Source organism: Methylobacterium variabile (assembly GCF_001043975.1).
Classification (GTDB): Bacteria; Pseudomonadota; Alphaproteobacteria; order Rhizobiales; family Beijerinckiaceae; genus Methylobacterium; species Methylobacterium variabile.
Window position 1 is genome coordinate 1 of sequence record NZ_LABY01000083.1, and the last position, 21620, is coordinate 21620.

At 72.1% G+C, this 21620-nt stretch carries 19 protein-coding genes; 10 read left to right on the plus strand and 9 right to left on the minus strand.

Annotation, left to right across the window (positions count from 1 at the left end; translation table 11 throughout):
• The 3 genes from crtI to VQ02_RS37050 all read left to right on the plus strand — a co-directional run.
• The coding region (gene crtI, locus VQ02_RS13085) for a phytoene desaturase family protein (protein WP_048444642.1) at positions 1–838 on the plus strand (838 nt) is incomplete at its 5' end.
• Positions 819–1898 (plus strand): phytoene/squalene synthase family protein, encoded by a 1080-nt coding sequence (locus VQ02_RS13090; protein WP_048444643.1) that lies wholly within the window; start codon positions 819–821, stop codon positions 1896–1898. The genes crtI and VQ02_RS13090, both read left to right, overlap by 20 nt.
• Positions 1895–2044, plus strand: coding sequence for a hypothetical protein (locus tag VQ02_RS37050; protein ID WP_157080612.1), 150 nt, complete (start codon positions 1895–1897; stop codon positions 2042–2044). Before VQ02_RS13090 ends, VQ02_RS37050 begins: the two co-directional genes overlap by 4 nt.
• 115 nt (positions 2045–2159) lie before the next feature.
• Here VQ02_RS37050 and VQ02_RS13095 read toward each other — a convergent pair whose 3' ends face one another.
• The 3 genes from VQ02_RS13095 to VQ02_RS13105 form a co-directional block, all read right to left on the minus strand.
• The gene (locus VQ02_RS13095) at positions 2160–3191 is read right to left on the minus strand and encodes an SdiA-regulated/phytase-like domain-containing protein (RefSeq protein ID WP_245239719.1); all 1032 of its coding nucleotides are present in this window, start codon (positions 3189–3191) and stop codon (positions 2160–2162) included.
• Positions 3192–3354: 163 nt separating this feature from the next.
• Positions 3355–3678, minus strand: a complete 324-nt coding sequence (locus VQ02_RS13100) for a hypothetical protein (RefSeq protein WP_048444644.1) — start codon at positions 3676–3678, stop codon at positions 3355–3357.
• Between the two features lie 252 nt (positions 3679–3930).
• Positions 3931–4278 carry a DUF6481 family protein gene (locus tag VQ02_RS13105; RefSeq protein ID WP_048444645.1) on the minus strand — a complete coding sequence of 116 codons (348 nt, stop codon included), beginning with the start codon at positions 4276–4278 and terminating at the stop codon, positions 3931–3933.
• Positions 4279–4602: 324 nt separating this feature from the next.
• On the opposite strand from VQ02_RS13105, the gene VQ02_RS13110 reads away from it, so the two are divergent.
• The 4 genes from VQ02_RS13110 to VQ02_RS13125 all read left to right on the plus strand — a co-directional run bounded on the left by VQ02_RS13110 (position 4603) and on the right by VQ02_RS13125 (position 10360).
• On the plus strand, positions 4603–5649 hold the full coding sequence (locus VQ02_RS13110; RefSeq protein ID WP_048444646.1) for an HD domain-containing phosphohydrolase: 1047 nt from the start codon (positions 4603–4605) through the stop codon (positions 5647–5649).
• A gap of 64 nt (positions 5650–5713) precedes the next feature.
• Complete coding sequence (locus VQ02_RS13115) at positions 5714–8464, plus strand: ATP-binding protein (protein WP_048444661.1); 2751 nt, start codon at positions 5714–5716, stop codon at positions 8462–8464.
• 106 nt (positions 8465–8570) lie between these two features.
• The gene (locus VQ02_RS13120; protein ID WP_048444647.1) at positions 8571–9554 is read left to right on the plus strand and encodes a cation diffusion facilitator family transporter; all 984 of its coding nucleotides are present in this window, start codon (positions 8571–8573) and stop codon (positions 9552–9554) included.
• 374 nt (positions 9555–9928) lie between these two features.
• Complete coding sequence (locus VQ02_RS13125; RefSeq protein ID WP_048444662.1) at positions 9929–10360, plus strand: Ros/MucR family transcriptional regulator; 432 nt, start codon at positions 9929–9931, stop codon at positions 10358–10360.
• Positions 10361–10420: 60 nt separating this feature from the next.
• On the opposite strand, the gene rimM is transcribed toward VQ02_RS13125, so the two are convergent.
• The 5 genes from rimM to VQ02_RS13150 are packed head-to-tail and all read right to left on the minus strand — an operon-like array spanning position 10421 to position 13905.
• Positions 10421–11095: a ribosome maturation factor RimM gene (rimM, locus tag VQ02_RS13130; RefSeq protein ID WP_083469192.1), complete on the minus strand. Its 675-nt coding sequence runs from the start codon at positions 11093–11095 to the stop codon at positions 10421–10423.
• Between the two features lie 9 nt (positions 11096–11104).
• Complete coding sequence (gene rpsP / locus VQ02_RS13135) at positions 11105–11461, minus strand: 30S ribosomal protein S16 (RefSeq protein ID WP_048444648.1); 357 nt, start codon at positions 11459–11461, stop codon at positions 11105–11107.
• An 18-nt stretch (positions 11462–11479) separates the two neighbouring features.
• Entirely contained in the window at positions 11480–12097 is a 618-nt protein-coding gene (locus VQ02_RS13140) for a hypothetical protein (protein ID WP_157080613.1), read from the minus strand.
• Positions 12098–12099: 2 nt separating this feature from the next.
• Positions 12100–13665: a signal recognition particle protein gene (ffh, locus tag VQ02_RS13145; RefSeq protein ID WP_048444650.1), complete on the minus strand. Its 1566-nt coding sequence runs from the start codon at positions 13663–13665 to the stop codon at positions 12100–12102.
• A gap of 18 nt (positions 13666–13683) precedes the next feature.
• Positions 13684–13905 (minus strand): eL24 family ribosomal protein, encoded by a 222-nt coding sequence (locus VQ02_RS13150; protein ID WP_048444651.1) that lies wholly within the window; start codon positions 13903–13905, stop codon positions 13684–13686.
• A 278-nt stretch (positions 13906–14183) separates the two neighbouring features.
• Between VQ02_RS13150 and VQ02_RS13155 the strand changes: the two genes are divergently transcribed.
• Positions 14184–14624 (plus strand): hypothetical protein, encoded by a 441-nt coding sequence (locus VQ02_RS13155; RefSeq protein ID WP_053080356.1) that lies wholly within the window; start codon positions 14184–14186, stop codon positions 14622–14624.
• 231 nt (positions 14625–14855) lie between these two features.
• On the opposite strand, the gene VQ02_RS13160 is transcribed toward VQ02_RS13155, so the two are convergent.
• Complete coding sequence (locus VQ02_RS13160) at positions 14856–18749, minus strand: glycosyltransferase (protein ID WP_048444653.1); 3894 nt, start codon at positions 18747–18749, stop codon at positions 14856–14858.
• A gap of 387 nt (positions 18750–19136) precedes the next feature.
• On the opposite strand from VQ02_RS13160, the gene aroC reads away from it, so the two are divergent.
• Positions 19137–20249, plus strand: a complete 1113-nt coding sequence (aroC, locus tag VQ02_RS13165; RefSeq protein ID WP_048444654.1) for a chorismate synthase — start codon at positions 19137–19139, stop codon at positions 20247–20249.
• A 279-nt stretch (positions 20250–20528) separates the two neighbouring features.
• Positions 20529–21620, plus strand: a complete 1092-nt coding sequence (gene ribB, locus VQ02_RS13170) for a 3,4-dihydroxy-2-butanone-4-phosphate synthase (protein WP_425339900.1) — start codon at positions 20529–20531, stop codon at positions 21618–21620.

Here is a 21620-nt window from a genome sequence, read left to right on the forward strand (position 1 = left end):
CTCGGCGCTCGGCGGCACCGGCGCCCTGGTGCGCGGCCTCGTCCGCCTGATCGAGGGCCAGGGCGGCGCGGTCCGCTGCGGGACGGAGGTCGCCCGCATCCTGGTCGAGGACGGCACCGCGCGAGGCGTGGCGCTGGCCGACGGCACGCAGGTCGCCGCCAACGTGGTGGTGTCGAACGCCGATTCGGCCTGGACGGCCCTCCGCCTGCTGCCGCCGGAGGTGCGGGGCTGGCGCGAGCGGCGCCTCGCCCGGGCGCATTCCTCCATGGGCCTGTTCGTCTGGTACTTCGGCACCCGGCGCACCTACCCGAATCTCGCCCACCACACGATCCTGCTCGGGCCCCGCTACCGCGGGCTCCTCGACGACATCTTCTCGCGCAAGGTGCTGGCCGAGGACATGAGCCTCTACCTCCACCGCCCGACCGCCACCGATCCGGGCGTCGCGCCGCCGGGCCACGACGCGTTCTACGCCCTGGCGCCGGTGCCGAACCTCGCCGGGGGACAGGACTGGGCGGCACTCGCCGAGCCGTTCCGGCGCCGCATCGCCGCCCGCCTCGAGGCGACGGTGCTGCCGGGCCTCTCGGACGCGCTCGTCACCTCGCGGGTGACGACGCCGCAGGACTTCTCCGACGATTTTCTCGCCTGGCGCGGCTCGGGCTTCGGCCTCGAGCCGATCCTGACCCAGAGCGCGTATTTCCGCCCGCACAACCGCAGCGGCGCGGTGCGCCACCTCTACCTCGTCGGTGCCGGCACCCATCCGGGGGCCGGGCTGCCGGGGGTGCTCTCCTCGTCGAAGATCCTCGATCGCGTGGTGCCGGATGCTGCCGTCTTCGCCTGATGCGCCGCTTGATGCGCTGCTCGCTGCCTCCTTGGCCCGCCCCGCCGACCACGCCGCCTGCCGGGCGGCGATCCGGAGCGGCTCGCGCAGCTTCTACGCCGCCTCGTGGCTTCTGCCGCGCGCTGTGCGCCGCGACGCCTACGGGCTCTACGCCTTCTGCCGCCTCTCGGACGACGCGGTGGACGGGGCCGGGGCGCGGGCCGACGCGGTGCCCCGCCTGCGGAGACGATTGTCGCTGGCCTATGCGGGCCGCCCCTGCGACGCTCCCGCCGACCGGGCGCTCGCCGAGATCGTGGCCCGCCATAGAATTCCCCAGGCGCTGCCCGAAGCCCTCCTCGAGGGGCTGGCCTGGGACGCGGCCGGGCGCCGCCACCCGGACCTGTCGTCCCTCGTCGCCTACGCGGCTCGGGTCGCGGGCTCCGTCGGGGCGATGATGACGCTCCTGATGGGCGAGCGCTCGCCCGAGGCCCTGGCGCGCGCCTGCGACCTCGGCATCGCCATGCAGCTCACCAACGTCGCCCGCGACGTCGGCGAGGACGCCCGCGCCAAGCGCCTCTACCTGCCGGAATCCTGGCTGCGCGAGGCGGGGCTCGACCCCGACGCCTTCCTGGCCCGGCCGGAGCCGGGCCCGGCGCTGGCGGTGGTGGTCGCGCGCCTGCTGCGCGCCGCGGACATCCTCTACGCCCGGGCGGAATCCGGCATCGCGCTCCTGCCGCCCGGCTGCCGACCGGCGGTGCGGGCGGCGGGGCTGATCTACGCCGAGATCGGCCGCGACCTCGAGCGGGCCGGGCTCGATCCGGTCACCCGCCGCGCCCGCGTGCCGGGCGCCCGCAAGGCGCGGCTCCTCGCCCGCGCGGTCGTCGCTCCGGCGACCCGTCGCGCGCCCTGGCCGCCCCTGCCGGAGGCCGCGTTCCTGGTCGAGGCCGTGACGGCGGACCACCGTCCCGCCGCGGCCCCGCGGCCGGCCTGGTGGAATCTCGGCGGGCAGGTCGTGCGCGTGCTCGACCTGATCGAGGTGTTGCGCGAGCGCGAGCGCCTCGGCGGCACCGCCCCCTCGTGAACGAGACCCTGTTCGCCCTGCTCGATTTCGGGCTCGTCTTCGGGGCCGTGCTCGGCTTCGGCGTCTGGCAGCTCCGGGTGCTGCACCGCGACCGCCGTCGGCGGCACGCGGCGCGCATCGGGGACGGCCCGCCACGGGAGCCGTGACGGCGGGGCCGGCCGACGGCTTTCCCGCGCCGGATCGTCCCGGGCTCCGTCGAGGGACGGGAGCCCGGACTCCGATGAAGGCCCTGGTCCCGGCTCGATCCGGGCAGGCGGATCGCTACTGCAGCTCCAGCAGCACGCTGCGGAAGGCCGTCGGCTTGCGGGCCGGGCAGATGTCGGCGTCGTCGCTGACGAGCCGCACCTTGGTGCCGTCGGGGGCGACGAGGAGGCCTTCGGGCTGGAAGTCCGGGAGCGCGGCCATGGCCTCGGCGACGCCCGGAACGCTGGTCGGGGCCGCGCCGGCCGTCCCCGACCAGCGGTAGAGGTCGTAGGCCTCGCCGCCGCTGCCCGAGCCGCCCGCGACGATGAAGTAGGCCTTGATCCCGGGCGCGTAGGCGAGGGCGCGGATGCCCCGCCCCTTGAGATCGAGGGCGATCGGCTTGCCGAGCTTGGGGGCCGCTTCCCCCGCCAGCACCTCGGCGGGGTTCTCGAACGGCACGACAAGGGCGTCGTTGTCGGCGTTGAGCGGGTTGCGCAGGCCGATCAGGAGACCCCGGCCGTCGGGTGCGGGCGCGAGCCCCTCGATGGCGAGGCCCCGCCGCCGCGGGCTGAGGCTCGGCTTCTCCGCGAGGTCGACGGCGATGCGCTCGGACAGGCGCGGATCGAGGTCCGCGATCGCCTTGGCGAGACCCGGGAAGGCCTTGCCCTTCTGCGCGACAGATGGGGCCTCGGCCGGTCCGCCGACCGTGACGGCGATGGCCTGGCGGCGCGCCGCCTGCGTCCGGCCCTCGGCGTCGCGGCCGTGGGAGCCCATCAGCACCAGGTCGTTCCCGAGCCAGGCGAGGGATTCGAAATCGGCCTTCTCGGCGCCGTTGCCGAGGGCCTCGCCGAGGTTGCCGCCCTTCAGCGCGAGGGGCGGGCCGGACTCGCCGGCCTTGTAGAGCCGGAGCGCGTTGTCCTCGTCGTTCACCACGAAGAACCGGTCGCCGAAGCTGCCGGCCGGGTAGGGAGCCGCGCCGGACGCCTCGCACAAGCCCCAATGCATCAGGACCGGCCCGGCCTTCACCTCGGCGCGGGCGGCACTCGTCGTGAAGCAGAGGGCGAGCGCAGAACCAAGCGCCCCCAGGCGTGTCATGCCCAGGCCCGTCATGGCGATCCTCCCCGTTGCGCGGTCCGTCATCGCGGAACCGCCTGCGCTATATTTCACGCGGCCAAGGCTTCGTTCAATGCGGCGCACGAAGATTCTTGCCGGTCCCGCATCGGAACTTCGGGCGGGGGTGCGGTGCTGCGGCAGCCGGGGCGGGCCGCGCCCGTCAGGAATCCCCCGCCGCGACGGCGTCGTCCGCGGCGCGCTCCCGCTCCGCGACGTAGCGGCGGCGCTCCTCCGCCGCCTGCCGGAACGCCCTCGACCGTGGCGGCAGGAGCGCGAGCTTCCCGATCTCGCGCAGGATCAGCTCGGCCTCGAACGCCGCGGCGCGCTCCGTCGCGGCGGCGCGGCTGTCGGCGCCGTGGGAGGCCGTGTACCGCTCGAGCCCGTCCCGGCAGACCGCGACGCGGAACTCCAGCCATGCGATCACGTCGAGGAAGGCGCGGCTGCGGATCTCCGCGGCCGTCGCCCGCGGCTTCTTCGCGCTCATGGTCGTCCTCCCCGGTCCGGAGGGGATGGTCTCGCACACGGCCCGGTGATTCGCCCGGCCCCGGACTGCGGATGTCCGGCCCCGGGGCGCCGCGACGCCGTCCGCGAAAGTCCGCCGGCGCCCACGGGCTCTCGCGAGAGGGGCGCCCGGCCGCGCGAGAACCCCCGCGGGAGCGCACCGCCGAACCGGCGCCGGCTCCCGCGGGGGCGGATGAGGATCGGGCGGGAGGAGGCCGCGGCTCGGCCGTCGGCCTTACTTGCGGCGCGCCTTGCGAGCGGCGTAGCGCGCATCGCGGGCGGCCTTGCGCTCCGCCTCCTCGGCGGCCTTGCGGTCGGCCTCCTCGGCCGCCTCGCGGTCGGCCCGGGCCTTGGCCTCGGCCTCCTCGGCGGCCTTGCGCTCCGCCTCGGCCTGCTTGGCTGCGTCGCGCTCCGCGGCGCGGGCGGCGCGGGCCTCGGCGATCTTCTGGCGCTCCGCCAGCCGGGCCTGGACCTGCGGGTCGTCGGAGGCGGGCCTGGCCCGGAACTTCTCCAGCAGGGCCTTCTTCGCGTCTGCGGACGCACTCCGCCGGTCGTTGAAGTGCTGGTCCTTGAAGCCGGCCATCGTGTTCGTCTCGTCTGTCCTGCGTGCGAAGGCGCGCCTGCCTGAGGTCGCGCCGGAATCCGTGCGGGTTCGACCGGCGCACCGCTCCACGAGGCGCCGTCGCACGTGCTCTAGCGCCGCCCGCGTCAGGTTTCAAAGCCAAAGACGCCGCGGACCGCGACACGGCGCGCGAATGGCCGCCCGGACAGGCCCGGGACGGCGCGGTGTCCGCCATGCTCCCGCAACGGCAGCTTCGCGAGGATGCGACGGGGTCCGGGCATGAGTTGTCAAGGTTTTTCCGTCACGGTCGCCGGGCGGTGGCGGTGACCCGCCGGAGGAGACCTCATGCGTGCGATCGTCCTCGACGATGCGGAGCTGAACAACCTGCTGATGCTCGAGGCGTTGCGACCGATCCCGGATTGCCGGCCCCAGAGCTTCACGCAGCCGGCCGAGGCGCTCGCCTTCGCGGCGGCCCATGCCGGGGAGATCGGCGTCGTCCTGACCGATTACGAGATGCCGGGCATGGATGGCCTCGCCGTCATCCGGGCGCTGCGGGCGCTGACGGGCTTCGCGCACGTGCCGATCGTGATGGTGACGAGCTTCGACCAGCGGGCGCTGCGCCGGGCCGCCCTCGAGGCCGGCGCCACCGACTTCGTGAACAAGCCCTGCGATCCGGTCGAGATCCGCGCCCGCGTCACCAACCTGTTGGCGCTCAGCCGCGCCTACCGGGCCGAGCGGGCCCAGGCGGCCCAGCTCGCCCAGGAGGTCGCCGCGGCGGTAGCCCTGGTGGAGGCCCGGGAGCGCGAGATCGTCACCGTGCTGATGCGCGCGGCCGAGCACCGGGACACCGACACCGGCGACCACGTCGCCCGGGTGGCGAGCTACACCGCGCTGATCGCCGAGGCGCTGGGGCTGCCGCCGGAGCGCTGCCGGCTGATCAGCCTGGCCTCGACCATGCACGACGTCGGCAAGATCGCGATTCCCGACGCCATCCTGCTCAAGCCCGGGCCGCTGAGCGCCGAGGAGCGCCGGGAGATGGAGCGCCACGCCGAGCGCGGCGCGCGCATCCTGGCCAACAGCAGCTCCGACGTGGTGCGGCTCGCCGCCGAGATCGCCGCGAGCCACCACGAGCGCTGGGACGGCGCCGGCTATCCCAACGGGCTCTCCGGCAGCGACATTCCCCTGTCGGGCCGCATCGTCGCGGTGGCAGACGTGTTCGACGCGCTGACGAGCGACCGGCCCTACAAGCGCGCCTGGAGCCTGGAGGCGGCCCACGCCTTCCTGCTGCGGGAGGCGGGTGCGCATTTCGATCCGGCGGTGATCGAGGCCTTCCTGTCCCGCTGGGACGCCGTCGCGGACCTGGTCGGCCAGGCCGCGAGCCGGGCCGCTTGAGCGCGCCGCCCGGATGACGCACGCTCCGGAGGAGCCGGGACAGAACCGGCAGCTGCGCGCCCGGATGGCCGAGGCCGGCCCGGCGCCCAGCCCCGCGCCCGCCTCGTTCCGGCCGGCGGGCAGCCTCGCGGCCCGCCTCGGCCGGGCGGTGCTCGGGGCCGTCGTGGTGGCCCTCGCGGCCGGCACGGCGATCGGCGCCTGGCACGAGGTCGACCGCTACGCCGCCGACACCCGCCGCGCGCTCACCGGTCTCGCCACCGTCTTCGCCGCCGCCTCCGCTGGGGCTGCGGCGGCGGACGACGCGGCCGGCGCGCACGCCGCCCTGCGGGCGATCGCCCGCCAGGACGGCATCGTCTATGCCGGGCTGACCCGCCCGGACGGCTCGGCGCTGGCCGAGCAGGGCACCGGCCTGCGCCTCGCCGACGACCTCGACCTCGATCGGGAGGGCGGCATCACGCCGCTCGCCCTCGTCCTCGCCCGGACGGTCAAGGTCAGCGTGCCGGTGGTGGCGAATGCCCGCACGGTCGGGCACGTGACGCTGATCGCCGACACCGCCGACCTCGTCGGCCGCCTCGTCGAGGTGGTGCGCAACGCCCTCCTGGCGGCCGGCCTGGCGATGGTGGTCGGCTTCGCTGTGGCCTGGCGCCTCGGCCGCGCCCTGACGCGGCCGCTGACCGCACTCGCCCGCACGATGGACGCGGTGCGGGAGAACCACGACTACGCCCGCCGGGCCGCCCTGCCCGCCGGGGCTGCGGCCTCCGGCGACGAGGTCGGCCGGCTGGCGACGAGCTTCAACGGCCTCCTCGACGCGGTGCGCGAGCGCGAGGACCGCCTGGCCGAGCACCGGGCCCGGCTGGAGCAGGAAGTCAGCGACCGCACCCACGACCTCAGCGTGGCCAAGGAGGCGGCGGAGGCTGCCAACAGCGCCAAGTCGTCGTTCCTGGCGACGATGAGCCACGAGATCCGCACGCCGATGAACGGCATGCTGGTGATGGCCGAGCTCCTCGCCGCCGCCGACCTGCCGGCCCGCCAGCGCCGCTACGCCGAGGTGATCGCCCGCTCGGGGCAGAGCCTGCTGGCGATCATCAACGACATCCTGGACTTCGCCAAGGTCGAGGCCGGCAAGCTCACCCTGGAGCGCATCCCCCTCGACCCGGCGGAGGTGGCCGACACGGTCGTGACCCTGTTCGGCGAGCGTGCCCGGGCCAAGGGCCTCGACCTCGCGGCCTTCGTCGGGCCGGACGTGCCGCGGGCGATCAGCGGCGATCCGGTGCGGCTCGGCCAGATCCTCGGCAACTTCGTCAACAACGCCCTCAAGTTCACCGAATCCGGCCACGTCCTCGTGCGGCTCGAGACCCGGGACAACGGCCACGCGCTGCACCTGAGCGTGACGGATACCGGCATCGGCATCCCGGTCGCGACCCTGCCGACGATCTTCTCGGCCTTCTCGCAGGCGGACGGCTCGACGACCCGGCGCTTCGGCGGCACCGGCCTCGGCCTGTCGATCGCGGAGCGGCTCGTCGCCGCCATGGGCGGGCGGATCGGGGTCGAGAGCGAGGTCGGCCGGGGCTCGACCTTCTGGGCCGAGATCCCGCTTGAGGCTCTCTCCGCTCCCGAGCCGGTGCGGCGGGAGCCCGGGGTCGTCCCGGCGGTGCGGATCGCGGTCGCGGGCGCAGCGACCGGAGCGGTCCTCGCCGAGGCTCTGCGCGCCGCCGGCTTCGCGCCGGTGGAGGACGCCGGCATCGATCCGGGGCAGGGCGCGCACCACGTCGTCGATGCCGGCACCCTCGCCCGGGCCGGGCGGCGCCCCGCCGATGCCGGCCGGGTCATCGCGCTCGCGCCGATGGGCGAGCCGGGCGGGGCCGCCCTGCTCGCGGCCGGCCTCGCCGACGCCCTGCTGCGCTGGCCTCTGGTCCAGGGAGAGTGGCGCCCGGCCCTCGCCGCGCTCGCCGAGGGCCGCATCCTCGCGGGGCCCGGGGTCGAGGCCGACCGCGTCGCGGCCCTGCCACGCTTCCCCGACGCGCGAGTCCTGGTGGCGGACGACAACGCGGTCAACCGCGAGGTCGCGGTCGAGGCCCTGGCCCGCCTCGGCGTGACGCGGGTCGCGACCGTGGAGGATGGTCACGGGGCGGTGGAGGCGGCGCGCGAAGGCGGGTTCGACCTGATCCTGATGGACGGCAGCATGCCGGGCCTCGATGGATTCGACGCCGCCCGGGCGATCCGCGCGTGGGAGGCGGCGCAGGGCACCGCCCGCACCTTCATCGTCGCGGCCACCGCCCACGTCGTCGGCACGGCGGCCGGGGTCTGGCGCGAGGCCGGGATGGACGGCGTGCTGGCCAAGCCCTTCACCCTCACGGATCTCGCCGCCACCCTGGCGGCCGCGCTGGGCGAGACCGGCGCGGCGCGCGCGCCGGAGGCGGACGCCGCAGCGCCTCCGTCCGCGGCGCTCCTCGACCCCGACACCCTGGCCGGGCTCGCCGAGATGGCGGAAGGCTCCGGCTCCGCCTTCGTCGAGCGCGTGCTCGGGCTGTTCGCCGCCCACGCCCCCGAGGCCCTGGCGGCCCTGCGGGAGGCGGGCGACGCGGATGCGGCGGGCCGCGCCGCCCACGGCTTGAAGTCGATGAGCCTCAACGTCGGCGCCGCGGCGCTCGCCGGCCATCTCCGGGACATCGAGCACGCGGCGCGGGTCGAGGGGCGGATGCCGGACGCGCGGGCGCTAGCGCCGCTGGCAAGCCTGCTCGACGCGACCGTGGCGGCTCTGCGCGGGCATTTCGGCCTTCCGGCCCCGGAGGACGGCGCCCGCGAGGCGGCCTGAGGAGGGAGCGACGGAAAAGCCGTCGCCCCGGACCCAAACCGGCGCCTGCGGCGTTAGCGACCGGTGCCACGGCCACGCTCGCTGGGCCCCAGAGGACGCGACGACCATGGCCCACGAGAGCAGCGCCGCCATCTACACCGCCGCCGGCGCGAACCTGGCGATCGCGGCGGCGAAGTTCGTCGGCGCGTTCCTCACCGGCAGCAGCGCCATGCTGGCCGAGGGCGTGCACTCGGTGGTCGATACCGCCAACCAGATCCTGCTGCTCGTCGGCCTGAAGCGGGCCAAGAAGCCGGCGAACGCCCGCTTCCCGTTCGGCTACGGCCGCGAGGTCTACTTCTACGCCTTCCTGGTGGCGCTGCTGATCTTCCTCGGCGGCGGCGCCTTCGCGGTCTTCGAGGGCGTGCACAAGCTGCAGCACCCGGAGCCCGCCGCCGACGCGGTGATCCTCGGCCGGACGATCCCGGGCTTCACCATCAACCTGGCGATCCTCGGCTTCGCGGTGGCGGCCGAGGGGTTCTCCTGCTTCGTCGCGCTGCGGGCGTTCTGGGGCGAGAAGGGCCAGCTGCCGCCGATCACCGCGATCCGCCGCAGCAAGGACCCGGCCCTGTTCACCGTGCTGGTGGAGGACGTGGCGGCGCTGATCGGCCTCATGGTGGCGCTGGCCGGCGTGGTGCTGGCGGAGGTGCTGGAGCAGCCCGCCTTCGACGGCATCGCCTCGATCGTGATCGGCCTGATCCTGATCGGCATGGCGATCTTCCTGATGATCGAGACCCACGGCCTCCTGGTCGGCGAGGCGGCGGAGCCGGAACTGGTCGCCGGGCTCCACGAGGTCGCCCGGTCCGAGCCGGGGGTGCATCACGTCAACGAGGTGCTGACCCAGCACCTCGGGCCGGCCGACGTCCTGGTCAATGTCAGCCTCGACATGGACGACGCGCTCAAGGCCGGCGAGATCGAGCAGCTGGTCGGCCGCCTGGAGACGCGGATGAGGGGGCTGAGCCCCAAGGTCCGGCGCGTCTTCATCGAGATCCAGGCGCGCCAGGACGCGGCGGCCCGACAGGCGGACCTGCAGCGGGCGGAGCCGGCCGCCTGAGCGAGGGCACGCTGCTCCGGATCCGTTCCGCCCGGCATCGGGCTCCGACCCTATCGGCGTGACGGGCGCTGTGCGGCAGATAGGTTTTTATGCAATTATCAGAAACGTGAGATCAAAAACTACAACCTTGAGTATATTAAATCAGATTGTGTGGTGCTGGAATCCACAGGAACTACCTACTTTTAACGCCACGTTGCTGCAACCAGCTTGCAGTCAGGCATGAGGCTTGCCAACAAGTCTGCGGGACCGGATGACGGTCTGTGAGCACTTCGTCCGGGACGGCCCCCAGAACACCGAGAGGCAGCGCGAAACCGGTTTTGATCCTCGCCCAACGCCTCCGCCGTCCACCACACTCGCGAAGCGGAAACCTTATGATGTCAGACGTGGAAACTCAGGATCAGGAGCCGGGCGAACTCGTCATGCTCACGGCCGACATCGTGTCGGCCTACGTGTCGAAGAACTCGGTGCCGGTCGGGGACCTCGGCAACCTGATCGCCGCCGTTCATGCCTCCCTCGAGCGCGTCGCCGCCCCCCCCGCGCCCGAGCCCGAGAAGCCCACGCCTCCGGTTCCGATCCGCAAGACCGTGACGCCGGACCACATCATCTCGCTGGAAGACGGCAAGCCCTACAAGTCGCTCAAGCGCCACCTCACCACCCGCGGGCTCACCCCCGAGCAGTACCGTCAGAAGTGGGGCCTGCCGCACGACTACCCGATGGTGGCCGCGACCTACGCCGCCCAACGCTCCGAGCTTGCCAAGAGCAGCGGCCTCGGCCAGCAGCGCAAGAACCGCGGCGCCCGGTCGTAGAGCACCGATTCGGCGACGCCCGTCCTCCGGGCGTCGCTCAGGGCCGGCCCGGACGTGCCGTCAGGCGGCGTCGGGGTCCCGCGGCGCCGCCGGGGCGAACAGGTCCTCGGGCGGATCGACGGTGATCCGGCCGGCCGCGACGTCGACCTCCGGCACGAAGGCCCGGGTGAAGGGCAGCAGCGCCGGGCTGCCGCCCGAGGCCGGAACGATCTCGAGGAGGTCGCCGCCGCCGTAATTCGGCACCGCCCGCACCGTGCCGACGGGAGCACCGTTCCGGTCCACCACCGCGAGGCCGACGAGGTCGGCGGAGAAGAACTCGTCCTCCTCCGGGGCGCCGAGGCGTTCGCGCGCGACGTAGAGGGCGAGGCGGTTCAGGCTCTCCGCCCCGTCGCGGCCGGAGATGCCGGCCACCCGGGCGATGAGCATGTCGGGCGCGCCCGCGGCCGGACGCAGGGAGGCGAGCTCGATCCGGCGGCCGTCGGCCCCGGTCAGCGGGCCGTAGGACCCGATCGCCGCCGGATCGGCGGTGTAGGATTTCAGCCGCACCTCGCCGTTGAGGCCGTGGGCGCGGCCGAACTCGCCCAAGAGGATCAGTCGAGGATCGAGGACGAGCCCGGGATCGGCGGTGACCCCGGGTCCCGGCCGTTGCGGCGCGGGCGCTCCTGCGCCCCGGCGCGGATCGGAGCCCCCGCGGGTTTGGCCGCGCGAGGGACGGGCGTCGGGGCGGCGCGCCACGGCCGAGGCTTACTCGGCGTCGGCGCTCGCGCCGGCCTTCTCGGCGCGGGCGGCGGCGCGCTCCTTGGCCTTGGTGCCGGGCTCGGCCTTCTTCGGGTTGTTGCGGGCCGGGCGCTGGGCGAGGCCGGCGGCGTCGAGGAAGCGCAGGACGCGGTCGGTCGGCTGGGCGCCCTTGGCGAGCCAGGCCTGGACCTTCTCGGTCTCGAGGATGACGCGGGCCGGATCGTCCTTCGGCTTCATCGGGTCGTATGCGCCGACCTTCTCGATGAAGCGGCCGTCGCGCGGCGCGCGGGCATCGGCGACCACGATGCGGTAGTACGGGCGCTTCTTGGCGCCGCCGCGGGTCAGGCGAATCTTGAGGGACATGTCTTTCTCCTGAAGCTGTCAGTGCAGCGTGTGGCGGATCTCGATCCGGGCATCGGGCTCGACATGGCCGATCTCCTCGCCGGAACGGATTTCGATGGCTCCGAGGATGGAGCCGTGACGGGTGCTCAGGGTGAGCACCTGGCCGCCCGCGAACCGCAGGCGCAGCGCGCGGTCGTAGCGGACGATCTCGTGGAGGATGACGGACCCGTCATCGCCCCGGGTGACGTCGCCGCCGGTCTCGTACGACACGACCTCGACGCATCGGATCGGGCCGAAATCGTCCGGCTCGATCCACGAGCATGGTCCGACGCAGTTAGCGTCCCGTCCCGCCATCGGCGAGACCGGGATGCTCTCCGGCGCGGCCGTCACGGCGGCGCGCAGGAGGTGGAAATCGTCGTACGGGACCTGGACCCAGTCCGGCGTGACGTTGACGAAGGCGCGCTGGTCGCCGGTGAGCGGGACGGCGAGGGACCGGCACGACATCAGCCCGGAGGGCAGCGCGACCTCAAGCGCGTCCGCCGCGAACCGGACCCGGTCGAGTCCGACCAGGCGGCCGAGGGCCGAGAGGTCGCCGTCGTCGAGGCACCGCTCGTGCAGGACGGTCTCGACCCCGCCGCGTGCCGGAAAACCGGGCAAGGTCACTTCTTCTTCCCGAACGGCAGCCCGCCGAGGCCGGGGAGCCCGGGCAGCTTGGGGGCGCCGAGGCCCGGCAGGCCCGGCGCCTGGCCGGGAGCGCCGAGGTTCGGCGGCATCGGCGGCAGCTTGCCGCCGAACTGCTTCTCCAGGGCCGCGATCTGCTCCGGCGTCGGCTCGGGCATCCCGCCGCCCATCATCTTGCCCAATCCCCCCATGCCACCGCCGCCGAGGCCGAACATGCTGCCCAGCGCCTGGCCGATGCCGCGCTTGCCCGAGCCCATCGCCTTCATCATGTCGGCCATGGTCCGGTGCATCTTGAGGAGCTTGTTGATCTCCGAGACGTCGACGCCGGCGCCCTTGGCGACGCGCTTCTTGCGCGAGGCCTTGAGGAGGTCGGGATTGCGGCGCTCCTCGGGGGTCATCGACGAGATGATGGCGCGCTGGCGCTTGAACATCTTCTCGTCGAGGTTGGCGCCCTCGACCTGCTTCTTGATCTGGCCCATGCCCGGCAGCATGCCCATCAGGCCGCCGATCCCGCCCATCTTCTCCATCTGGGCGAGCTGCATCGACAGGTCGTCGAGGTCGAACTTGCCCTTGCGCATCTTCTCGGCGACGCGAAGGGCCTGTTCCTGGTCGATGGTCTCGGCCGCCTTCTCGACGAGCGAGACGATGTCGCCCATGCCGAGGATGCGGTTGGCGACGCGGGCGGGGTGGAACTCCTCGAGGGCGTCGACCTTCTCGCCGGTGCCGACGAGCTTGATCGGCTTGCCGGTGACCGCCCGCATCGAGAGCGCCGCGCCGCCGCGGGCGTCGCCGTCCATGCGGGTCAGCACGATGCCGGTGACGCCCAGCCGCCCGTCGAAGGCACGGGCGGTGTTGACCGCGTCCTGGCCGGTCAGCGCGTCGGCGACGAGCAGCACCTCGTGCGGGTTGGTGGCCGCCTTGACGTCGGCGGCCTCCTGCATCAGCGCCTCGTCGAGGGTGACGCGGCCGGCGGTGTCGAGCATCACCACGTCGAAGCCGCCCAGACGCGCGGCCTCCATGGCGCGCCTGGCGATCTGCACCGCCGACTGGCCGGCGACGATCGGCAGGGTCTCGACCCCGACCTGCTTGCCCAGCACCGCGAGCTGCTCCATGGCGGCCGGGCGGCGGGTGTCGAGGGAGGCGAGCAGCACCCGGCGCTTGTCGCGCTGGGTCAGGCGCCGGGCGATCTTGGCGGTGGTGGTGGTCTTGCCCGAGCCCTGAAGGCCGACCATCAGGATGCCGACCGGGGCGGGGGCGTTGAGGTCGATGATCCCCGCCTCGCCGCCCAGCATCGCCACGAGCTGGTCGTTGACGATCTTCACGACCATCTGGCCGGGCGTCACCGACTTCAGCACGACCGCGCCGACGGCCTGCTCGCGCACCTTCTCGGTGAAGGAGCGCACGACCTCGAGGGCGACGTCGGCCTCCAGCAGGGCCCGGCGCACCTCGCGCAGGGCGGCGGTGACGTCGGCCTCGGTCAGGGCGCCCCGGCGGGTGAGCCCGGACAGGATGCCGGAGAGGCGGTCGGAGAGGCCTTCGAACATGCGTGTCGTCTCCGGGGACTACTCGTTCACGCCCGCGGAGGCGGCGCGCCGGGCCTGGAGGGCGCCCTCGAAGTGGTGGAGCGCCCGCTCGAACTTGTCGCGGCAATCGGGATTGCAGAAACCGACCACGGCGCCGTTGTAGAGCGTCAGCGAGTCGGCCGCGATCGGCTTGCCCGACCAGGGGCAGAGCTCGTTCACCGCGTCCTCGATGCGCAGCTGCGCGTGGTCCGTCCTGGTCATCCGGTCTCCTGCGGACCGTCCTGCAGGGAACGGCCGATCGAGAGATCCCGCGCAACGCCATTCGCGCCCGAGGGCGCATCGCGCTGTCGGGCGTTGACCTCCGGCCTCACGGGCCGGTCGGCGTCGAGACGAGACCTCGTCCTGAGAGGCGGGGGCCTAGCGGTCCGCGCGGGAAATGTCAACGCGCATGCCGCCGCGCGATCGGCGCCTCGCGGCCGGTTTACCCGATCTTAACCATGCCAGCGCTCAATCGACCGGAGATTCGCAGGAGATGCGGCGTGTCCGATCCCGCCTTGAAGACGCAGACCACCGCCGGCGCGCGGCAGCCCTCGGGCCCGCTGCAGGACTGGCTCGCGACCCTGTCGCGGATCGACGCCGCCGACCAGGCCCGTGCTCCCGCCCGCCGGCCCGGCGAGGGCCAGTCGGCCTGGGAGCCGCGCATCGTCACCCCGGCCGAGCCGGAGCCCGAGCCGCCGGCGCCCCGCGCCGATGACGACGACCTCGCGGCGCTGATGGCCGAGAACATGATGCTCAAGGCCCGGCTGCGGCAGGAGACCTCGCGCTACGACGAGCTGCAGGCGATGCTAGCCGACGAGCTGCGGGCCCTGCGCTCCCACGTGCAGCAGGAGGTCGACAAGGCCGAGGAGCTGCGCGCCGAGCGTGACCTGTGGATGGCCCGGGCCGAGGCCCTGGCCCAGCCGCTGTTCCAGCGGCGCTGAGGCGACGACGCGCCGCCCCGCCGGGCGGGCGCACCCGGATCGTTTTCGCACCGGCCAGTCCCGGCATCGACGCATCGATGCCGGGCGCATCGGCGTGTCCGCGCCCGGCCGGCGCCCGGGTGTTGGATCGATCCCCGACAGGCCTGACTTGCGGGCGCGGCCGGTCGGGCCGCGATGGCGACCCGGCCCGAGGGCGGTCCACGGCGGAGGGCCGCGGACCACCAGCCCGCGTCAGCTCGGCTTCGCGTCGAGGATGGTGCCGTAGATGGCGGCCAGATCCTCCGCCTGCTGGTGCGCGGTCCGGATCGGCGCCCGGTATTCGGGCGAGCGCAGGTGGATCGCCGGGTTGTCGTCGATGAACCGCAGCGCCGCCAGGAGGCCAGCCTCGTCCGCGACGTCGACGATGTAGCCGTTCCGGCCCTCGACGACGCAGTCGCCCACCGCGCCCCGGTTCGAGGCGACGACCCAGCAGCCCGAGGCGATCGCCTCCCGCGTCACCAGCCCGTAGCTCTCCGGCCAGACCGACGGCGCCAGGAGCACGTCGACGTGAGAGTACAGGTCGCCGATGCTCGCCTGCGGGGTCTTGCCCCGGATCGTGACGGGCACGCTGCCCCACTCCTCCACCGTGCGCTCGCTCGGATGCATGGCGTGGTCGATCAGCAGGAGGCTGAGGTTCTTGAACGGCTCGTTGAGGAGCACGTTCCGGATCAGCCCGTAGCCCTTGTGGTCGGCAAGGCCTCCGATGAAGGCGAGGCGCACCCGCCCGTCGGGGCTCTCGGTCCGGGTGACCTCGGGCAGGCGGGATACGCCGTTCTCGACTACCTCGATCTCGTCGAGACCGACGCTGCGGCACAGCTTGCCGAACGGCTCGGACACGGTCAGCACGCGCTCGGCGCCCTTGATGCAGCGCAGGAGCGTCCGCGCGCGGAGATAGGCCTCGCTCATGAAGGCGTCGCGGCCCGCCCCGCCGCTGAAGTCGTAGGTCTCGATCGCGCGGTTGCCGTTGGTCAGGAACTGGTGCGGCGAGATCCACCAGCCGTCGTGCATCGTGATCAGGTAGGGGATGCGGCGCCGGATCGCGGCGGTGACGCAGGTCGTGGTCAGCCGCTGGATGCAGTGGAAGTGGATCAGGTCGGGACCGATGCGGTCGAGGACGCGGTCGAAGACGCGCCCCATCTCGGGATCCTCGACGAGGCTGTCGATCGCCGGGTGATCGGCGGCGGTGATGCAGAACACCCGCACACCATCCCGGACGTACCAGTCGAGGGCGTAGGGCTTCGGTCCACCCTCGAGGGTGCAGATCACGTCAATCTGCCACTCGGGACCCAGGATCGCGCGCAGCGAGCGGACGTTGTCGTAGACGACCCGGGTCGCGCCTCCGATGGCCTGCGGCGGGTAGAACACGTTGACGATGACGAGCTTCCGGCGCGGCGCGAGCTGGCGCGCCGTCGTCCGGTCAACGACCTCGGCGAGGGCCCGCGCCTGCCGCTCCAGCCCGTAGCGCTCGAGCACGACCTGCTTGGCCGCCTCGCCGATCCGACGCCGGTCGTCCCGCGACCGGACCAGTCGATCGAGGGCGGCGTGGAAGGCCTCGCTCGAGTCGCACAGGAAGCCGGTCTCGCCCTCGACGATCACCTCGCGATGCGTCTGCGTGCTGCTCACGACGGATGGAATGCCGAACATCGCGGCCTCCATCCACTTGATCTCGCTCTTGCAGTCGTTGAACGTATCCGGCACCAGCACCGAGATGTTGATGTCGGCCTCCCGCAGGAGATCCCAGTAGGAGGCAACGTTGGCGATCGGTCGCGAAGCGATGATGTAGTCCGCCCAGGGCCGCAGCAGGTCCGAGACCGTGATCTCGCCGATTACCACGACGCGGATCCGGTCGCCATGGGTCTCGAACAGGCGCGCCAGGGCCGGCTCGATCAACCGCTCGAAGTCGAGCTTGTGGGCCTTGGTGCCGGAGCCGTAGAAGATCGTGACGGCGTCTCCGAACGTCGTCGCCTCGCCCTGCATGCTGACGAGGTGGACGCTGCTCAGCGCGTTCGGCTGATGGTACACGGTTCCCGTGCGGACCCGGCGCTCGAGGTGCCGGGCGAGGCTCGGGGTCGAGGCCATGCCGTAGTCGCACAGGGCCGCGGCCTCGGCGAACAGGCTGACGCCGCAGGCCATCGACGCGTGCTGGCGGGCGTCGATCAGGCCGACATACGTCTCGAGCCCCGGCGGGAAGTACTCCGAGTCGAACACAAGGTCATCGACATCGTAGATCGTCGTGATGCCGAGTTCAACCGTCTTCGCAATCGCGTCGACAACGTTAGGAAATGCCGGGACGCGATAGAAGATCGTGTAATGAATATTCATAAGATCAGACATATATTTGTCATGATCTTTGGTGTAGTCGTAGACGGCCACCTCGTAGCCGGCCGCCGCGAGCTGCTCGGCCCGCTGGTCGACCCGGTAGAAGCGGCACTGCGCCAGATCGCAATTGGCATAGATGGCGACGCGGCGGACGCGGCTCGCGCTGACCGGCCGCTCCTCGTCCCGCACCAGGCAGCGCGCCGCCGCGGAGACGAGCGTGCGGGCCCGGTCGTAGCCCGACAGCAGGGCGATGTCCGCGCTCTTCTCCCACACGTCGTAGAAGTGCTTCTCCTGCAATTCGCGCAGCCGGCGGCGCAGGCCGACATCGCCCGGGAACTTCTTCACGCCCATCGCCATGGCGCGCATGGCGCCTTCCGCCTCCCCGAGTTCCACCAAGCCCTGGGCCAGGTTGAGGAAGGTCCACTCGTTGCTCGAGCCGAGGGCGACGATCTGCTGGCGCAGACTGGTGGCGAGCGCAACGTCCCCGCTGCGGTGCACCAGGTCGGCCCGGTGGCTGAGCGCGCGGGGATGTCCGGGGGCGTGGCGCAGCACGCGCGAGTACAGGTCGGCGGCCCCGGCGCTCCTGCCCGCGATCGCGAGCTTGTCGGCGACAGCGACGAAGAAGCCGGCCACCGCCGAGTCGCTCAGGTCGAGCTCGCTCCTGTGCCGGATGATCCCGTCGAACAGTTCCTGCACGACGCCGCTCGGCCGCACCGGACCTACCTCGTCCGCGCCGCGCCTGACCCGTGCCATGACGTAGGCCTCGACCGCGCGCGGCAGCTTTGCCCCGCAACCCTCCCGCACGAACACCCGCGCGTTCGGCCAGACCGGGTCGTCGGCATCGCTTCTCAGCCAGCGCTCGTAGTGCTCCCGCCGCGACGATCTGTCGGCGCCGTACTCGGCACGGTAGAAATCGTCGTCGAAAGCGCCTTCAAGCGAGATGTCGAACTGCTCGTGCTGGCCGACCTCGCAGAAGTGCCGAAGGCACTCCGCCCGGTTGTAGAACCTGCCGGCCCCCTGCAGATACTTGTAGCGATAGAAATCATGGTCGAAATAGCTGCCGACATAGGGAATGTTGATGCCGTGAAGCGTGAACAATTCCTTCTCGTTGAAGAAGACGAGCTGGTCGGGCGGCAGGGACAGCCTCTGCTTGAGCGAGACGACCACGTCCTCGATGCCCAGCCCCGGCGGAAACGACACGCCGTAGAGCTGAGCGATGAAGGTCGGATCGTAGTGCAGGGGGATGTATCTGCGCCTCTCGGCGCGACCGTGATCGAGGTAATGTTTCACCCTCGCGGCATTCGACACGATGCTGCGGGCAATGTCGGGATTGCAGACGGCGTAGCTCGCGAGGTTGAACGCCTTCGGCAGGGGGTCCGCGCCCTTGCGCGACCCGCCTGCGGTCTCGCGCTGCTGCGCGGTCGCGCCGGCCGGCTCGGCGTAGAGCCGGTTCTCGGCCCTGCCGTGATCGATGTAGTGCAGGACCGCTTGAAAATCCCACCTGACGACGGCCGCCACGTCCGGGTTCAGCCGGAGATACGCCTTGACGTCGAAGTCCTTCGGCAGCTCATCACTGGACAGGGCGGCGTCTCGCGCCATCGCCTCGCTCGCGAATCGCCCCTCGCGCTCGCCGAATTTCTCCCAATGTCTGAAGACTTCCTCGTTGCTGGCGCCGTTCAGGTCCCGATAATAATTTCTGTAGAAGTCGATATCGAGCTTCGCACTGCTTCTGCGTGCGTCGCGTCGCGAGCGCTTGAAGAAATTCATTCTAGTTCTCGCCAGTGTCGACATTTTCGAAGATCTCTCGCGCGAATGGCTTGGTCGACGGACGGCCTCCGAGGCGGTAGTGACATATATTTGGTTCGCCCTTCGAGTGCATGAACCAATATTCGCCCACATTGCAAATGCGAGAGGATCTACGAGCGCCGCACCTGTAATGTCAAGCCACCAGCCCGTTCGAAGCAGAACAGTCGACCAGCGCAGCGGAACCCACCCGGAGCGCCCGGGCGCGCCCGATCTGGAAGTCCCCTTGCGAGGAGGTGGCATTGGCGCACCCGACGCGTCACCCGCCGACGTGGACGGATGTCAGCGCGAGACGATTTCCAGTTCGGAGCAAAATGCTCTAGAGCGGCGCCGCCATGTCCCAAAGCCGCCATGTCCCATAACAGCTTCGGCCACCTCTTCCGCGTCACCACCTTCGGCGAGAGCCACGGGCCGGCCCTCGGCTGCGTCGTCGACGGCTGCCCGCCGCTCATCCCCCTCGAGGCGGCGGAGATCCAGGCCGAACTCGACCGGCGCCGGCCTGGCCAGTCGCGCTTCACCACCCAGCGCCAGGAGCCCGATCAGGTCCGCATCCTCTCCGGCGTGTTCGCCGACGAGCGCACCGGCGGGCGCCCGCTCACGACCGGTACGCCGATCGCCCTGATGATCGAGAACGTCGACCAGCGCTCGAAGGACTACTCGGAGATCCGCGACAGCTACCGTCCGGGCCACGCCGACTACGCCTACGACGCCAAGTACGGCATCCGCGACTATCGCGGCGGCGGCCGCTCCTCGGCCCGCGAGACCGCGGCCCGGGTGGCGGCGGGCGCCATCGCCCGCAAGGTGCTCTCCAGGGTGACGATCCGCGGCGCCCTGGTCCAGATCGGCCCCCACGCGATCGACCGCACCCGCTTCGACTGGGACGAGGTGAACAACAACCCGTTCTTCTGCCCGGACGCGATCGCCGCCGCGCAGTGGGCCGCATATCTCGACGGCATCCGCAAGGCCGGCTCGTCGGTGGGGGCGGTGATCGAGGTCGTGGCCGAGGGCGTGCCGCCCGGCCTCGGCGCTCCGGTCTATGGCAAGCTCGACGCTGACCTCGCCGCCGCCATGATGTCGATCAACGCCGTGAAGGGCGTCGAGATCGGCGACGGCTTCGCGGCCGCCTCCCTGCGCGGCGAGGAGAATGCCGACGAGATGCGGCCCGGTAACGATGGACATCCGATCTTCCTCGCCAACCACGCCGGCGGGGTGCTCGGCGGCATCTCGACCGGCCAGCCGCTCGTCTGCCGCTTCGCCGTCAAGCCGACCTCCTCGATCCTGACGCCGCGGGCCAGCGTCACCCGCGACAACCGGCCGGTCGACGTGCTGACCAAGGGCCGCCACGACCCCTGCGTCGGCATCCGGGCGGTGCCGGTGGGCGAGGCGATGATGGCCTGCGTGCTCGCCGACCACCTCCTGCGCCATCGCGGTCAGGTCGGGACCGGCGCGGCAATTTCAATCTGAGCGAACGACCTGGCGATTTCAGTTTGACTGAAACGCCGCCCAGGCTATGACGAGCGCGTGAAACTCGGCGACTGGCTCCGGCAGCAGGGCGTGACCCGCCTCGACTTCGCGCGACGCTGCGGGCTCTCGCCGGCGGCGGTGACGGGTTTGTGCAACAACCCCGAGCCCTGGCTCTCGCGGGAGACGGCCGCCGCCGTGGCGCGGGCGACCGGCGGCGCCGTCACCCCCAACGACTTCCTGGGGAAAGATCTCTTGGGGCTCGCGCCCCCGGGACAGGAGATGTCCGTGACCCACGCATCCATCATCGAGGCCCTGGACGCCTTCGCCCGCGGCGAGATCGTGGTCGTCACCGACGACGACGACCGCGAGAACGAGGGCGACCTCGTCGTCGCCGCCTCGCTCTGCACGCCGGAGAAGATGGCGTTCATCATCCGCAACACCTGCGGCATCGTCTGCGCGCCGATCACAGTCGCGGAGGCCAAGCGCCTGCGCCTCGAGCCGATGGTGGCCTCGAACGACGCGCCGCTGGGCACCGCCTTCACCGTCACCGTCGACGTCAAGCACGGGCTGACCACCGGCATCTCGGCCGAGCAGCGCTGCAACACCGTGCGGGCGCTCGCCAACGGCAACATGGGGGCGACAGACTTCGTGCGCCCGGGCCACGTCTTCCCGCTCATCGCCAAGGACGGCGGCGTGCTGATGCGCTCCGGCCATACCGAGGCGGCGGTGGACCTGTGCCGGCTGGCGAAGCTCCCGCCCGTCGGCGTGATCTGCGAGCTCGCCAACGACGACGGCACCGTGATGAAGGGGCCGCAGATCACGGCCTTCGCGGAGAAGCACGGCCTGAAGCAGATCTCGGTCGCCGAGCTGATCTCCTACCGGCAGGCGCGCGAGAAGCTGGTCGAGCGCATCGGCACCTTCCCGGTCAAGACCGAGTGGGGCGAGCTGACCGGCTACGCCTACACCACGCCGTTCGAGCCGATGCAGCAATTCGCCTTCGTGCACGGCCGCATCGGCGAGGGCCGCGACGTGCTGGTGCGGCTGCACCGCTCGAACGTGGTGGCTGACGTGATCGAGGGCGGCCGCACCATCGAGGCGGTGATGCGCCGCTTCGCGCAGGAGGGCCGCGGCGTCCTGGTCTACCTGCGCGACGGCACCGCCGGCGTGCCGCTCTCCCAGCTGCCCGACGCCGGCGAGGACGGGGCCGAGGCGGCCCGGGTGCGCCAGTGGCGCGAGGTGGGCTTAGGGGCCCAGATCCTGCGCGACCTCGGCGTGGTCTCGATCCGCAACATCTCGAGCGCCGCCCGGTCCTATGTCGGCCTGTCGGGCTTCGGCATCGAGATGGTCGGCGACGAGTCGCTGGAAGGGTAG

Bases quoted from the DNA above. Each gene is read 5' to 3' on its own strand.
- VQ02_RS13090 (WP_048444643.1), top strand. From the start codon at position 819: ATGCTGCCGTCTTCGCCTGATGCGCCGCTTGATGCGCTGCTCGCTGCC.
- VQ02_RS13095 (WP_245239719.1), bottom strand. From the start codon at position 3,191: ATGACGGGCCTGGGCATGACACGCCTGGGGGCGCTTGGTTCTGCGCTC.
- VQ02_RS13100 (WP_048444644.1), bottom strand. From the start codon at position 3,678: ATGAGCGCGAAGAAGCCGCGGGCGACGGCCGCGGAGATCCGCAGCCGC.
- VQ02_RS13105 (WP_048444645.1), bottom strand. From the start codon at position 4,278: ATGGCCGGCTTCAAGGACCAGCACTTCAACGACCGGCGGAGTGCGTCC.
- VQ02_RS13110 (WP_048444646.1), top strand. From the start codon at position 4,603: ATGCGTGCGATCGTCCTCGACGATGCGGAGCTGAACAACCTGCTGATG.
- VQ02_RS13115 (WP_048444661.1), top strand. From the start codon at position 5,714: ATGGCCGAGGCCGGCCCGGCGCCCAGCCCCGCGCCCGCCTCGTTCCGG.
- VQ02_RS13120 (WP_048444647.1), top strand. From the start codon at position 8,571: ATGGCCCACGAGAGCAGCGCCGCCATCTACACCGCCGCCGGCGCGAAC.
- VQ02_RS13125 (WP_048444662.1), top strand. From the start codon at position 9,929: ATGTCAGACGTGGAAACTCAGGATCAGGAGCCGGGCGAACTCGTCATG.
- rpsP (WP_048444648.1), bottom strand. From the start codon at position 11,461: ATGTCCCTCAAGATTCGCCTGACCCGCGGCGGCGCCAAGAAGCGCCCG.
- ffh (WP_048444650.1), bottom strand. From the start codon at position 13,665: ATGTTCGAAGGCCTCTCCGACCGCCTCTCCGGCATCCTGTCCGGGCTC.
- VQ02_RS13150 (WP_048444651.1), bottom strand. From the start codon at position 13,905: ATGACCAGGACGGACCACGCGCAGCTGCGCATCGAGGACGCGGTGAAC.
- VQ02_RS13160 (WP_048444653.1), bottom strand. From the start codon at position 18,749: ATGAATTTCTTCAAGCGCTCGCGACGCGACGCACGCAGAAGCAGTGCG.
- aroC (WP_048444654.1), top strand. From the start codon at position 19,137: ATGTCCCATAACAGCTTCGGCCACCTCTTCCGCGTCACCACCTTCGGC.
- ribB (WP_425339900.1), top strand. From the start codon at position 20,529: ATGTCCGTGACCCACGCATCCATCATCGAGGCCCTGGACGCCTTCGCC.